This window comes from Pseudomonas chlororaphis (genome assembly GCA_001023535.1).
Classification (GTDB): domain Bacteria; phylum Pseudomonadota; class Gammaproteobacteria; order Pseudomonadales; family Pseudomonadaceae; genus Aquipseudomonas; species Aquipseudomonas chlororaphis_E.
In genome coordinates this window covers 4,359,362-4,372,639 of the sequence record CP011020.1, presented here as the reverse complement: position 1 = coordinate 4,372,639, position 13,278 = coordinate 4,359,362, and the positions used below count along the sequence as shown (strand labels likewise).

Here is a 13,278-nt window from a genome sequence, read left to right as displayed (position 1 = left end):
AAAAGTGCAGCCTGCCGGTGCACGGCAGACCTCATCCTTTGAAGAGGCAGCCGCTATTCGCGGGCAAGCCCGCTCCCACAAGGGATTTGGGATATACGCAGCCTTTGCATACCGCCCAATCCTGTGGGAGCGGGCTTGCCCGCGAAGACGGCGGCACATTCAGCCTCTTCATGACAGACACACCGCATTCGCGGGCAAGCCCGCTCCCACAGGGGCTGGCGCTGTTTGGGTTCTTTCACAAACAGCGGCTATACGGCCCGAGACGACCTCAGAGTGCCCGCCCCCGGGCCGCCGACAGCGGAGCATCGCGCCCATAGACATCGGGGATGTACACCGCCTGGCCTTGGTTGTCTGCCTGCACCGTCCAGTAACCCAGCAGGATCGGCATCGGCTTGGCCAACCTGAACTCGTGGGTCAGTTCGGTGGCCAGCAGGGTGTCGGTGCGGGCGCGCTCGGCCGGGGTCACCAGCAGATCCCGCAAGTGCAGCACTTGCTCGATGCGCACACAGCCCGAACTGAACGCCCGTGGCCCTTTGCTGAACAAGGCCTGGCTGGGGGTGTCATGCAAGTACACCGAGAACGGATTGGGAAAGCGAACCGCCATTTTTCCCAGTGGGTTCTTCGGGCCAGGATCCTGACGCAGCATGAGGTTGCCCGGATGCTCCCAGTCGATCTGCTCGGCGGTCAACGGCAGGCCATCACGGTCGAGGATCTTCAGGTTGTGCCGGTTGAGGAACTCCGGGTCGCGACGAATCTCGGGCAGCTTGTCCTCGCGCATGATGGTCGGCGGGATGGTCCAGGTCGGGTTGAGCGTCAGGCGGGTGACCCGGGACTTGAGCAGCGGGGTCTGCCGTTGGGCGCGCCCCACCTGGGTACGCGTCTGCCAGACCGGCGCGCCGCCCTGGTAGACCGTCAACTGGGCGGCCGCGACGTTGACCAGGACGCTGTCGGGTTCAAGGTCCTGGGCCAGCCAGCGCATGCGTTCGAGGTTGATGCGCAGCTGCTCGCGGCGCATCGCCGGGCTGATGTTCAACTCGGTGACCGTCCACGGCCCTACCACCCCATCGGCTTGCAGCGAATGCTGGAGCTGGAAGCGCTTCATCGCGTCCACCAACGTGGGGCTGTAGTGCTCGTCATCCACGGTCGGCGGCGCGCTCAGGTAGCCTTCGTTGTACAACCGTTGGGCCAGGGCCGGGATGCGGGCATCCTGCTTGTCCGGTTGCAGCAACGGCCCCCCGGGCACCGGTTGCCAGTCGGACAACGGCTGTTGGCGCAATCGTGCATAGAGGCTGCGCAGGTTGCGATACAGCTCCAGGTTCGGCCGCGCCTGCTCGAACGCCTTGGGCAGGTCCTGCACACCGGACACGGCAATGGCCAGCACCAGGGCCGGACGGTCGACGGCCTGCGGGTCGGCTTTCCACACCGGCTCCAGCCGGTCCTGGGGCAAATAGCCGAAGCGCAGCTCGTACAAGGCTTGCAGGTAGCGCTGAGTGATGGCGATGTCGACGCAATGGGCGCCCTGCAGCGAGCCGGCGGCGGGCAAGCCGTAGCGCGCCGGATCCAGCCCGTCATCGGCCAGTTGCTGCAACTGCTGGTGCAACGCCTCCAGTCGCTCGTCGGTCGACCAGACCTCCTGGCCTGCGTTTTGCTGATAGAACGCCTGCAAGTTGATCATCGTCGAAAAGTCGACGCTGGCCGCGACTTCCGGGCATGTGACCGACAGTTGCGCCAGTGTGGTCTGCACCAGCGCCGGGTCGCCGTCCTCGGCTGTTGCGACCAATGGCGCGGTGAGCAACAAAAGGCTCAGGTAACATGCGGATTTTTTGAACAACTGCTTTACTCCACTCCATGGCCGTCTCGTTGACGGTCAAACATTGCGACAGGTACGACCCGCCATTATGCAAACGAACAAGACCGGACGGGATGCCGCACACACACACCGCCGTGGGAATTTTTCAATCGTGTCGGGCCTGGTGCGCCGACTCGGCCTGGTCATGACCGCATTGGGCATCACGTGCAGCCCGGCGCTGGCTGGCCAGCCGAATTCCCAACTCCTTTACAACAGCCTCGCCCACGCGGCGCCGGAACTCAATCCCCAGGCGTTGAAAAGTGCCTTGAGTGCCATGCAATGCGCCGTCGCCAACGGTGCCACCCAGGCCCGCCACCTGGCGGTGATCGACTATTCGCAACCGTCCACGGCGCGCCGCCTGTGGATCTTCGACCTGCGCCAGAAAAAACTGGTGCTGCGCGACCTGGTGGCCCACGGACAGAAATCCGGGGAAAATTTCGCCACGCAATTCTCCAATCAACTGGGCAGCTACCAGTCCAGCCTGGGCCTGTTTCGTACCCAGGAAAGCTACCAGGGCACCCACGGCTACTCGCTGCGCATGGACGGCCTGGAACCGGGCTTCAACGACCAGGCCCGCGACCGGGCGATCGTGATCCACGCCGCCGACTACGTGAACCCGCTGTGGAGCGTGCGCCAGGGCCGTATCGGCCGCAGTCAGGGCTGCCCCGCCGTGCGTCCCAAAGTGGCACGCCAGGTCATCGACAAGCTCAAGGACGGGCAATTCATGTTTTCCTGGTACCCGGACCCAAGCTGGCTCAAGCGTTCCGCCTACCTGAACTGCCGACCACAACAGGTGGCGAGCATCCTGGCGACCCGTGGCGGTTGAACCCCGCGGGTAAATCCCCTCGCCACAAGGATTGCACCTGACCGGGCTATCGCTAAAATGCCGGCCTTTCGACTCGCCGGCGTTGCCTGATGAACCCTGAAGCCCTTCACACCCTGCAGACCCATTTGCTGACCGCCCTGGCCTGCGTGCCGGAAGAAACCCGCCGCCTGTTCCATGGCCGCGGACGCTGCTGGCCAGGGCTGGAACAGCTCACCGTCGATTGGCTCCAGGGCGTGGTGTTGGTCTCGGTGTTCAAGGAGCCGGAACCGGCGCAGTTGCAGGACCTGTTGTCGACCCTGCTCGCCCTCACGACTACGCCGGCCTGGCAACAGAGCCAGGCCCATACCCTGGCCGTGCAACACCGTTACCTGCCGCAGAGCCTCACCCAGTGGCTGGTGGGCGAGCCCATCGACGAGTGGACCCTGACCGAAGGTGGCCTGCGTTACCGGATCGACCTGGGCAAGAAGCAGAACAACGGCCTGTTCCTCGACATGCGCTACGGCCGCGACTGGGTGCGGGCCCACGCCGCGGGCAAACGCGTGCTGAACCTGTTCGCCTACACCTGTGGTTTTTCGGTGGCGGCCATCGCCGGCGGCGCACAGCACGTGGTCAACCTGGACATGTCCCGCGCGGCCTTGAGCCGGGGCCGCGACAACCATCGCCTGAACGGCCATGACCTGAGCCAGGTGAGTTTCCTCGGCCACGACCTGTTCAAGTCCTGGGGCAAGGTGATCAACAGCGGCCCCTACGACTTGGTGATCATCGACCCGCCGACCTTCCAGAAAGGCAGTTTCCTGCTGACCAAGGATTACCAACGGGTGCTGCGCCGGCTGCCGGAACTGTTGACTGCCGACGGCACCGTCCTGGCGTGCAGCAATGACCCGGCCACCGGCACAGAGTTTCTGATCGACGGCGTCACCCGCGAAGCCCCCGGGCTGGCCTTCAGCGAACGCCTGGCCAACCCGCCGGAGTTTCCCGACATCGACCCTCAGTGCGGCCTGAAGGCGCTGGTCTTCAAAGCGGCAGCACCGGCCACCAGGCATTGACCAGGCCCATGGTGACCCGGCGCACCAACGCCTCGACCTCGCGACTCTTGACCGAACGGTAGATGGCCATGGTGCGACGCAGCTGGTCCTCGGTGAGGGTCACTGGTCGGCCGGCGGCCCAGTCCACATCTGCGACCGCTTCCAGCCCCGTGCGGCGCCAGACGGTTCGCTCGCCCTCCGTGACCGGTTCCAGGGGGCTGGGCAGCTCCGGGTCCGGGTGCACCAGGTTGTCCAGCATCGCCTGGGGCCATCGCGCTGGGTTCACCGGCCCGCTGAAGGCATTCACCAGGTCGTCATCGAGGGTTTCCCAGATCGCCAGCCCTTCCGCCCATTGGGGCGACATCAAGCCCAGGTAGGGCCGCCACAGCATCTCGCCCACGCTCGGGGCTTGATCGTTACTATTGAAGGTGTCCTGCGCGCCGCTGAGCCAGTCGATGAACGCGTCCCGGGTCATCTGCGCCTCCAGTTGCGCGGCATCGGGGAAGCGCGACATCAGCGCGTATTCCCAATTGGCGTGGTGCTCGGCCAGGAAGCTGGCGAACGGCGCGCCGTGGCGGGACAGGCGCGCACGCATGACCGACTGGAACATCCGAAAGTGCAGCTCCAGCTCGGGAAGGTCCGGTTGCTCCCGGTCCAGGGTACGGGCCTGCAAGCGCGAACGCAGTTGCCGCAATTGCTGGTCGAAGTCGCCGATCAACGTCGGGAGGCGGTCGTAGGCGCCTGGATAGCCCATGAAATGCTGCAAGACCGCGGCAGCCCGCTGGCGGACGCTGAAGGCCAGTCCGGCCATCGTGCCGTTATCGGCGTCGCGCACGAGCGTCGAGAACCAGTCGATGAAGCTGCGCATTCCCGGATCGTCACGGGCGTCCTCCAGCGCCCTCTGGAGCGAGGGCGAAATGTACAGCCAATCATCGACGGTATAGCGGAAAGACTCAGGGAAAATCCTTCGCAGGGCATTGACCTGGGCGCTGGGCAGCGGGTTGTCATCGAGCCACACCCCTAGCGAATCATTATCGGCCAAGGGCGCAAGCGACGGCAGCAGGTCAGCGTCGATGCGGGTGATGCGATTGCCACTCAGGTCGACGACGAACGTGTCGAAGATGGACACCTCGGTGTGCCTGGACAGCACGGTCAAGGCCAGTTGGGGCACTCGTTCGAGCCCACTGCGGCCCAGCTCCAGCGTCATCAGGTTGACCAGTTCCGGCAGCTCGGGCAGGTCGCGACAGTTGTTTTCGTTCAGGCGCAGTTCCCGCAGTGCTGTGGCGGCGCGCAGGAAGGCGCTGCCCTCCTCATCCAGGCGCAGGCCACAGCGCCCCAGGTTCAGCGAGAGCAGGTCCGGCAACGAAGTGGTCAAGGTCTGCAACTGTTCAGGCGTGAACCCCAGGTTGTCGGTCCAGATGATCTCGCGCAGGGACCGCTGTGCGGCCAAGCTACTGATGGCGGCGATCACCTCGGCATCGGTCCCGGCCTGGGCGCTGCCGATGCCGGAAAGGTCCAGGCTCCAGAGAGGGATATAGGGGTCGCTGCCCAGCAACGGCGTGAACACATTCGCGTCCAGGTGCAGCGGGTTGCGGCTCATCGACAGTTCCACCAATGCCGGCAACTGCGCCACGGCGGCGGGGACGCGGGTGAGATGATTGTCCCGCAGGTCCAGTGAGTCGAGGCCAGGGAACATCCGCAGGAAATCCGAAGGGTCTTCTACCAGCCCCAGGTTGGCCAGGATCATCGTTTCGATGTGCTCCAAACGAACGGCGACCGGAGGCAGCCGGCCAATAGGAATGTTTTCGATCCGCACGACCAACTCACTGCCCTCGCTGCCCGGATCGGGGGCTCGCTGCCAGGCACGACGAATGACCCGGGCGACGCCGCGGCGTTGCGCCAGCAGCGCTTCACGGTCCAGCGCCTGCTCGACGGGATGATGAAAGCCCTCGTGCTCCTCCCACTGGCGCAACCCTTGGTCCAAGGCCGTCCATTCGTTTTCCAGGCGGCTGACCAGATCGTTGAAACGAATGCCATCGCGTTGTGCCTCACCTGTCAGGCCCGATCGCAGGCGTGCAAGGGCGTCCCCCGCGTGGGCGGGAAACAGCTGTTCAAGCCGCCGGTTCAAGCTGGCGTTCCACTCCGACAGCGGCAGCCGGCCACGGCCGCTGAGTGGATAGGCCAGGTGTCCATTCAACCACTGCGGCGTCGAGCCGAGGCTGTCCAGGCTGCGCATCGCCAGGTAGGGACGCAAGGCTGGGCGGTCGTCCAGGGCTTGGGCCAATAGCTGGCTGCGAAGCTTGTCCGCCTCCCAGATGTTCACCCCCAGCGCCTGACGGGCATCGTCCGGCATGGCCCTGAGCAGCGCATCTTCGAGTCCCATGGCGCTCGCCAGCTCCTCGCCGGTTTCGTCGAAGGGCCGATACCGGTCGCCTTCCTGACGGATGACTTTGAACGCGTCACCCTGCCCCACTTCGATCGGGTCCGGCAGCTCGCGCAACCACAGGCGCAGGTGCAGGCGGCCGCGCAGTGACGGGGTATCGGCCAGCAGATGGATGACGATGCGATCTCGATCGACCGTACTCTCGCCCCGCGCCAAGGCACGCACGGCCCGGCTCAGGCGCAGTTCACGCAGGGCCTCGGCACCTTGTCTGCCAAGGTCTGCGCTCACCCGACCTTCAAGCAGGCGCTGTCGATCGTGACCTGATACACCGCGAACCAGCTCGTTGGCGAGGGTGTCAGGCAGGCCCGGGAAGGCCCGGCTCAAGGGCACGGCCAGTGGGTCGAGCCCGGTGGCGCGGGCCATGGCCCGGGTCAGCCGCAGGGCGTCGCGCTCCAACCGCTCGGCCCAACGCCCGGCCAACAGGCGACTGCGCTCCAGCGGGCGCAAACCGAGGCTGTTCTGCCCCAGCAGCGCGCTCTGTTCGTCTACCCGCAGTCCGTCCAGAACCCGCGCCGCCCAGGCGTCGTCGGCAAGGTCGGCCCGAGTCAACAAGGTAAACCGCGTATCGGCCAGGTCGCCCACGGGGTACAACCTTACGCCATCGTAATAGCGCAACGTCATGCCCTCGGGCCAACCCGGCAACTCCGCCAGGGTCTGGACGATACGAAAATGCATGCCCTGGGGCGCTTCGCCACGGCGCAGGCGCTCGACTGTGTGTCTTACCCATTGCCAGTTGCGCGCTTCATCCAGGGCATCGGCCAGGATGGCCGGCATCGGCTGCGCCTCGACTTGCAGGTAGCGCAAATGCGCTTCGCTGACCCCAACCTGGCGCTGCACCGCGAGGATCGTGGGGGTGTCGAGTTCAGCCGGCGTCTGGGCAAACATGCGCAACAGGTGCGGATTGCTGCGCTGCAACGGGTTGCGATGCGCCCATTGCCAGCCGCGGGCGCGGCTCCATTCCAACGGCGGATTGACGCCCCGGTGCCCGGAGGGCAGACGCAGGCTCAATTCGCCCTGCATGCCCTGCACTTCAAAGTAACGGCCCTCGATCTGTACCCAGGCATCGTCGGGCGTGCGCCAGACACCCCAGGCGTCCTGCTCGGCCTCCAGCGGCGGCAGGCGGCGCGCCTCGAACGCTCGGACGTCACCGTTCCACAGCCGGACACTGCCATCGGCCACGGGCATCGGCTCGATGGCTGCGCCCACAAAACCCAGATAGGCACCTTGGGCAACCCCGAACAGAACGTTGAAGAGATGATCGATCCCTTCTTGCGCGTGGCCTTCGTTGAACGCCTGGATACCTTCAAAGATTTCGTACACCAGGCGCACCCCGCCGACCACCGCCGCCGCCATGCCAATGGGCGCGCAAAACGGGAAAAAGGTCGCGGCGAGCATCAATGAGCGCTCCACCAGGCTTTCCCAATACGCGAACTTCGCCAGCCACGCCCTCCAATCCTGATCTCGGGTCGGCACCATCAGCGCCGCGGCGTTACCCAGCGCATGGCCACGCCATTCATGGTAGGCGGCGTGCCAATGATCCTCGCGCATCTCATTCAGGCTCCAGGCCACCTTGGGCACGGGAATGCGGATGCGTCGGGGGTTGTTGTCCTCGCCCCGTTCCCCCTCGCGCCAACCGGTGATGCGCGCGTGGATTTCCTGGAAGAGATTGGGGTTGTCCGTGATCGTCCATTCCACTTGGTCATGCAGGGCCGGGCCCAGGCTGGCTTGCAGGCGCTGAGGGAAATACTTCACCAGACCCTCGCGATAACGGCGCTTGCGCACCCGTTCGGTCAGTTCTGCCGACAGCGCCTGCAAACTGGCGAACTGCTTGAGCGGTGCCACGGCATCGTGGGGGATATGCAGGACGATCGGCCGAACCCCGTTCGCATCGCCCGCCAGCCCCCAATACACTCGGGCACCGAACAGCGGCGCAGACAGCAATGCCAGTGCTTTGACCTCGCAGGCCAAGGGCGCCACCGGTTGAGCCTCCAACTGGACGCCAGCGTGGGCCAGCAACCGCTCGCCGATGTCGTCCAGGCGCCCCGCCAGCTTCGCCTCGTAGGCGTCATGCACCAACAGGCTGTGGGCGTAGGCGATGTAGGTGGCCGCCACCAAGGGAACCTCGTCGACGATACGAGGCAGGCGCTGTTCGAGCTTGTGCCGGTAGGCCCCGCCGACGTCCATCTGCCGGCAAAGGTTGGCGAAGCTGGCTGGGCTCATGCCCAGGGGCGCGCTGTCCGATGGGGCATCGCCGTGGCCGAACTCCCCTCGCCGGCCCTGGATGAACAGCTCGCCTTTCTGGTCGAAATCCCCGCCGACAATCGCGTCGTCGGGCGAATAGTTGGCCATGGCCGCCTCGATTACCGACATCGACGGATCGGTCACGGATGGCCCCCGTCGCACCCGTGCCCGGCGCAACGCGTCGGTGACGCTGCCGCCGCCATTGACCAGGTGCCAGCCTTGCACCTGCGGCTGCACCTTGAGCCGGTCGAGGGTGAAGACGTAAGGCGAAGGCAGGTCGCCCAGCAACGCGTTCAAGGCGTCGCTGTCGCGCTGCAACTGCCGGGTAAGCGCCTTGAAACGTTCCTGCCGGGGCCGTGTGGCCTGCTTCAGCCAAACGGGCAGCCTGGCTTCGATGAACTCGACATGGGTATCGAGGGTAGACATGGTGGACCTCCATCCTTGGGGGCAATGCGTCGTTCGACGGGTAGCGCCGGCCAAGCCGGCGCGAACGCGATGCTCCAAGAAAAGGCCGCTGTTTAAAACTCTCCAACCGTTGCAAGGGGTTGCCGGCGCCGAGCGTCTAAACCAACAGCGTCAGCCACGCCGACAGCAACAGCAGCACCGCCATGGCCCGATTGAATCGCCCCATCGCCACGGCGGACCGGCAGAACTTCGCGGCGCCAAGGCCCAGGCAGGCCCAGACGGTCAAACACGGAATGGAAATCGCGAAAAATGCCAGGGACAGCCAGAGCACCCGTACCGTGCGGTCGGCGTCGGTGCCGGCAAACACGCTGACCACCGCCAGCGCCATCATCCAGGTCTTGGGGTTCACCAGTTGCAACGCGGCCGCGCCCGCCAGGCCCAGGCGCGGGCCTTCCACTGGCTTGGCCGGGTCGATGGCCTCGGCCGGGGTACGGAAAATCTGCCAGGCCATCCAGCTCAACCAGGCGATGCCGGCCCAGGACAGCAGCGTTTGCAGGGTCGCATGGCGCGCCAGCACATCCCCCAACCCGGTCCCCACCAACAGCACCAGCAACGCCGCCGCGGCGCAGGCTCCCAGAATGATTGGCAAGGTGGTCGCCAGGCCGAAGCGGGTACTGTGGCTCAGTACCAGGATGTTGGTGGGGCCGGGGGTGATGGAGGCGACAAAGGCGAACAAGGCAAACGGCAGTAACTGGTCCATGGAGCAACCTCTCGGTGGGTGATCGTGTGTCGATCATCCCGATCCGCAAGTGCTCAGTCTGGAACAATTGAGCAGCGTTTGCGGTAGTCCGCCGGGCTCAGCCGATAGGCACGCTGGAACCAGCGCCCCAGGTGACTCTGGTCGGCGAACCCGAGCAATGCCGCCACCGCCACGGCGCTTTCGCCACGGGCCAGCAAGCGCCGGGCGCGAGCCAGGCGCAGCTGGATCAGGTAAGCGTGGGGCGCCAGGCCGAACGCGGCCTTGAACGCACGGGTCAGGCGAAAACGATCGACGCCTGTGACCTGTGCCAGGTCGTCCAGGCCGATGTCTTCGTGCAGGTGACTGTGCAGGTAGTCGCGGGCCTGCTGCGCCACCAGCGGCAAGCGGGGATCGGGATTGATCCGCGCCCGCCAGTGCAAATGCTGGGTCAGGTTGGCCAGCAAGGTGTCGAGCGCCGTTTGCCGGACGATGCGGATTTCCTGGTCATGCAGGCTCTGGAACGCCATCGCCGTTGCGCTGGCCAAGCGCGCATCGTCGGCCAGGGTGGCGGCGAATCCCAGTTGCCCATGGTCCGGTGCGACGTCGAACAACGAGCGCAATTCGCGCTCCAGCCAGTGAGGATCGAGGTACAAGGTGCGGTAGGTAAAGCCTCCGGCCTGGGGTGCATTGCCGTCGTGGAGCTCGCCGGGCTCCAGCAGAAAGACCTTGCCGGGCGTGCTGTTGTGTTGCTGGCGGCGGCAATGAAACTGCTGCAGGCCCTGCTCGGTCACGCCCACCAGATAGGCGTCGTGCCAATGGGGGTCGTAGGCATGCCCTTCAAAATGCGCGCGCACGGTCTCGATACCGGACGTGGCGTCCTGCTTGAGATCGATCCAATTGTGCGCCGTCATGCCTCGCCCTGCTCGTTGTAGGTGCCCTGGCAGATTAACCGCTCAGGCCGATGGCTGTCTGGAAGATTTGTGCAATCGGGTGCTCCCACCAGGATGACTCCAAGGAGTTCAGGCATCCGGCGTGATCACCGGCAGCACCGTCTCCAGCGCCAACCGGGCCAGTTCGGCGTCCTGCTCGGACTTGACCCCGGACACGCCGATGGCACCGATGCACAGACCGTCGTGGCGGATGGGCACGCCCCCTTCGAGCATGCCTTGCAGCTGCGGTGCGCTGAGAAAGGCGTAGCGGCCGCCATTGATCATGTCCTCGAAAAACTTGCTGTCTCGCCGGCCCATGGCGGCGGTACGGGCTTTTTCAGTGGCGATGTAGGCCGACAGCGGCGAGGCATCGTCCAGGCGCAACAGGCCCAGGGGATGGCCGCCGTCGTCCACCACGCAGACCGACACGGCCCATTGCCGTTGATGAGCCAGTTCCTTGGCCGCGACCAGCAATTGTGCAACGTCTTGTTCGGTGAGTACGGCTTTGGTTTTCATCAATCACTCCATGCCATGCAGGAAAGGCGTGCCGAGTATTGTGCTTCGATCCGCGGTGAGCCGGCAAAATTCAAACAGGTTAAGGTACTCAACCATCAATGGATCCATTGAAGGCTGCATATCGTCGATAAAACCCTGAAAATCGTTGACAAGAAAATTAGTTAAGAGTGTTAATGGATCCACAGACAAGAACAACATCCGCCTGGAGATCCGTCATGTACCCCAAGAATGCCTGGTACGTTGCCTGCACCCCCGATGAAATCGCCGACAAGCCCCTGGGGCGCCAGATCTGCGGCGAGAAGATCGTTTTCTACCGCGGCCACGAGGGCAAGGTTGCCGCCGTGGAAGATTTCTGCCCCCATCGCGGCGCCCCGCTCTCCCTGGGCTACGTCGAGAACGGCAACCTGGTGTGCGGCTACCACGGCCTGGTCATGGGCTGCGATGGCAAAACCGTCGAGATGCCCGGGCAACGGGTCCGCGGCTTTCCTTGCAACAAGACGTTCGCGGTGCAGGAGCGCCATGGGTTCATCTGGGTCTGGCCGGGTGACCAGGCGCAGGCCGATCCGGCGTTGATCCATCACCTGGAATGGGCGCAAAGCGATGAGTGGGCCTACGGCGGCGGGCTGTTCCATATCCATTGCGACTACCGCCTGATGATCGACAACCTGATGGACCTGACCCACGAAACCTATGTGCACGCCTCCAGCATCGGCCAGAAGGAAATCGACGAGGCTCCGCCGCAGACCACCGTCGAAGGCGACGAAGTGATCACCGCGCGGCACATGGAGAACATCATGGCCCCGCCTTTCTGGCGCATGGCCCTGCGCGGCAACAACCTGGCCGACGACGTGCCGGTGGACCGCTGGCAGATTTGCCGCTTCACCCCGCCCAGCCACGTCATGATCGAGGTCGGCGTAGCCCATGCCGGCAAGGGCGGCTATCACGCCGCGCCGCAGTTCAAGGCGTCGAGCATCGTGGTGGATTTCATCACCCCGGAAACCGAAACCTCCATCTGGTATTTCTGGGGCATGGCCCGGCACTTCCAGCCGCAGGACGAGGCCCTGACCGCAAGCATCCGCGAAGGCCAGGGCAAGATCTTCAGTGAAGACCTGGAAATGCTCGAACGCCAGCAGCGCAACCTGCTGGACCATCCGCAACGCAACCTGCTCAAGCTCAACATCGATGCCGGTGGCGTACAGTCGCGCCGCGTGCTGGAACGCTGGATTGCCCGGGAACAAGAGGCGCAGGCGGCGCTGATCGCCAGTACCCAGCCGCCCCACCACGCGGAGCAGCGGCCATGATCGAAGTCCAGGTCACGGCGCGGCACAGCGAAGCGCCGGACATCTGCAGCTATGAACTGACCCGGGTCGATGGACAGCCGTTGCCCGCCTTCACCGCCGGCGCCCACATCGATGTGCACCTGCCCGGCGGCTTGATCCGCCAATACTCCTTGTGCAATCACCCCGAGGAGCGCCATCGCTACGTTATCGGCGTGCTTCATGACCCGGCGTCGCGCGGCGGCTCGCGCAGCCTGCATGAACAGATCCAGACCGGCGCGCGGTTGCTCATCAGTGAGCCGCGCAATCTGTTTCCCCTCGCCACGCAGGCTCGGCGCAGCCTGTTGTTTGCCGGTGGCATCGGCATCACTCCGATCCTGTGCATGGCCGAGCACCTGGCCCAGGCCGGTGCGACGTTCGAACTGCATTACTGTGCCCGCTCACGGGAACGTGCCGCCTTTATCGAGCGCCTGCGCCTGGCGCCCTACGCCGACCGGGTGTTCCTGCATTTCGACGAAGAACCCGAGACGCGGCTGGACACCGCCCGACTGCTGGCCGCGCCCGCTGACGACGTGCACCTGTATGTGTGCGGCCCTGGCGGATTCATGCAGCACGTGCTCGACACCGCCAAGGCCCAGGGCTGGCAGGACACCCAACTGCACCGCGAATACTTCGCCGCCGCGCCCGTCGACACCGGCGCCGATGGCGCTTTCTCGGTGAAGCTCGCCAGCAGCGGCGAGGTGTTCGAGATACCGGCGGACCGCAGCGTGGTGCAAGTGCTGGAGAGCCATGGCATCGAGATCCCGATCTCTTGCGAGCAAGGCGTCTGTGGCACCTGCCTGACCCGCGTCCTGGAAGGGGTGCCGGAGCATCGGGACCTGTTCCTGACCGAGGCCGAACAAGCCGGCAACGACCAGTTCACCCCCTGCTGCTCTAGATCCAGGACACCGTTGCTGGTGCTGGACCTCTGAGCAAAGATCCCCTTCGCCAGCCCGCTGGCGAAGGCGGTCTTCCAGCCCGGTAACAAA

Annotated in this window: 10 protein-coding genes; 4 read left to right on the top strand and 6 right to left on the bottom strand. The window is 65.0% G+C overall.

All coding sequences use genetic code 11. From position 1 onward, the window contains the following. Positions 1 to 268: 268 nt before the first annotated feature. A complete protein-coding gene (locus VM99_19155) occupies positions 269 to 1,831 on the bottom strand; it encodes a peptidoglycan-binding protein (protein AKK00085.1) in 1,563 nt (520 codons plus the stop codon). A gap of 163 nt (positions 1,832 to 1,994) precedes the next feature. Between VM99_19155 and VM99_19150 the strand changes: the two genes are divergently transcribed. Both VM99_19150 and VM99_19145 read left to right on the top strand, forming a co-directional pair. Next, positions 1,995 to 2,675 carry a hypothetical protein gene (locus VM99_19150; protein ID AKK01799.1) on the top strand — a complete coding sequence of 227 codons (681 nt, stop codon included), beginning with the start codon at positions 1,995 to 1,997 and terminating at the stop codon, positions 2,673 to 2,675. A gap of 89 nt (positions 2,676 to 2,764) precedes the next feature. Continuing rightward, on the top strand, positions 2,765 to 3,721 hold the full coding sequence (locus VM99_19145; GenBank protein AKK00084.1) for a methyltransferase: 957 nt from the start codon (positions 2,765 to 2,767) through the stop codon (positions 3,719 to 3,721). Here the strand turns inward: VM99_19145 and VM99_19140 are convergent. The 5 genes from VM99_19140 to VM99_19120 form a co-directional block, all read right to left on the bottom strand. Next, a complete protein-coding gene (locus tag VM99_19140) occupies positions 3,690 to 8,810 on the bottom strand; it encodes a leucine rich repeat domain protein (GenBank protein AKK00083.1) in 5,121 nt (1,706 codons plus the stop codon). The two genes, VM99_19145 and VM99_19140, sit on opposite strands and share 32 nt — an antisense overlap. A 136-nt stretch (positions 8,811 to 8,946) precedes the next feature. Next, complete coding sequence (locus VM99_19135; protein ID AKK00082.1) at positions 8,947 to 9,549, bottom strand: lysine transporter LysE; 603 nt, start codon at positions 9,547 to 9,549, stop codon at positions 8,947 to 8,949. A 53-nt stretch (positions 9,550 to 9,602) separates the two neighbouring features. After that, positions 9,603 to 10,439, bottom strand: coding sequence for an AraC family transcriptional regulator (locus tag VM99_19130; protein AKK00081.1), 837 nt, complete (start codon positions 10,437 to 10,439; stop codon positions 9,603 to 9,605). A 108-nt stretch (positions 10,440 to 10,547) separates the two neighbouring features. After that, positions 10,548 to 10,973: a hypothetical protein gene (locus VM99_19125; protein AKK00080.1), complete on the bottom strand. Its 426-nt coding sequence runs from the start codon at positions 10,971 to 10,973 to the stop codon at positions 10,548 to 10,550. Between the two features lie 3 nt (positions 10,974 to 10,976). Then, positions 10,977 to 11,171: a hypothetical protein gene (locus VM99_19120; protein ID AKK00079.1), complete on the bottom strand. Its 195-nt coding sequence runs from the start codon at positions 11,169 to 11,171 to the stop codon at positions 10,977 to 10,979. Positions 11,172 to 11,188: 17 nt separating this feature from the next. Between VM99_19120 and VM99_19115 the strand changes: the two genes are divergently transcribed. Both VM99_19115 and VM99_19110 read left to right on the top strand, forming a co-directional pair. Next, on the top strand, positions 11,189 to 12,274 hold the full coding sequence (locus VM99_19115) for a Rieske (2Fe-2S) protein (protein ID AKK00078.1): 1,086 nt from the start codon (positions 11,189 to 11,191) through the stop codon (positions 12,272 to 12,274). Further along, complete coding sequence (locus VM99_19110; protein ID AKK00077.1) at positions 12,271 to 13,221, top strand: Vanillate O-demethylase oxidoreductase; 951 nt, start codon at positions 12,271 to 12,273, stop codon at positions 13,219 to 13,221. Before VM99_19115 ends, VM99_19110 begins: the two co-directional genes overlap by 4 nt. Positions 13,222 to 13,278: the final 57 nt, after the last annotated feature.

Bases quoted from the DNA above. Each gene is read 5' to 3' on its own strand.
- VM99_19120 (AKK00079.1), bottom strand. From the start codon at position 11,171: ATGTTGTTCTTGTCTGTGGATCCATTAACACTCTTAACTAATTTTCTT.
- VM99_19140 (AKK00083.1), bottom strand. From the start codon at position 8,810: ATGTCTACCCTCGATACCCATGTCGAGTTCATCGAAGCCAGGCTGCCC.
- VM99_19135 (AKK00082.1), bottom strand. From the start codon at position 9,549: ATGGACCAGTTACTGCCGTTTGCCTTGTTCGCCTTTGTCGCCTCCATC.
- VM99_19115 (AKK00078.1), top strand. From the start codon at position 11,189: ATGTACCCCAAGAATGCCTGGTACGTTGCCTGCACCCCCGATGAAATC.
- VM99_19125 (AKK00080.1), bottom strand. From the start codon at position 10,973: ATGAAAACCAAAGCCGTACTCACCGAACAAGACGTTGCACAATTGCTG.
- VM99_19150 (AKK01799.1), top strand. From the start codon at position 1,995: ATGACCGCATTGGGCATCACGTGCAGCCCGGCGCTGGCTGGCCAGCCG.
- VM99_19110 (AKK00077.1), top strand. From the start codon at position 12,271: ATGATCGAAGTCCAGGTCACGGCGCGGCACAGCGAAGCGCCGGACATC.
- VM99_19130 (AKK00081.1), bottom strand. From the start codon at position 10,439: ATGACGGCGCACAATTGGATCGATCTCAAGCAGGACGCCACGTCCGGT.
- VM99_19145 (AKK00084.1), top strand. From the start codon at position 2,765: ATGAACCCTGAAGCCCTTCACACCCTGCAGACCCATTTGCTGACCGCC.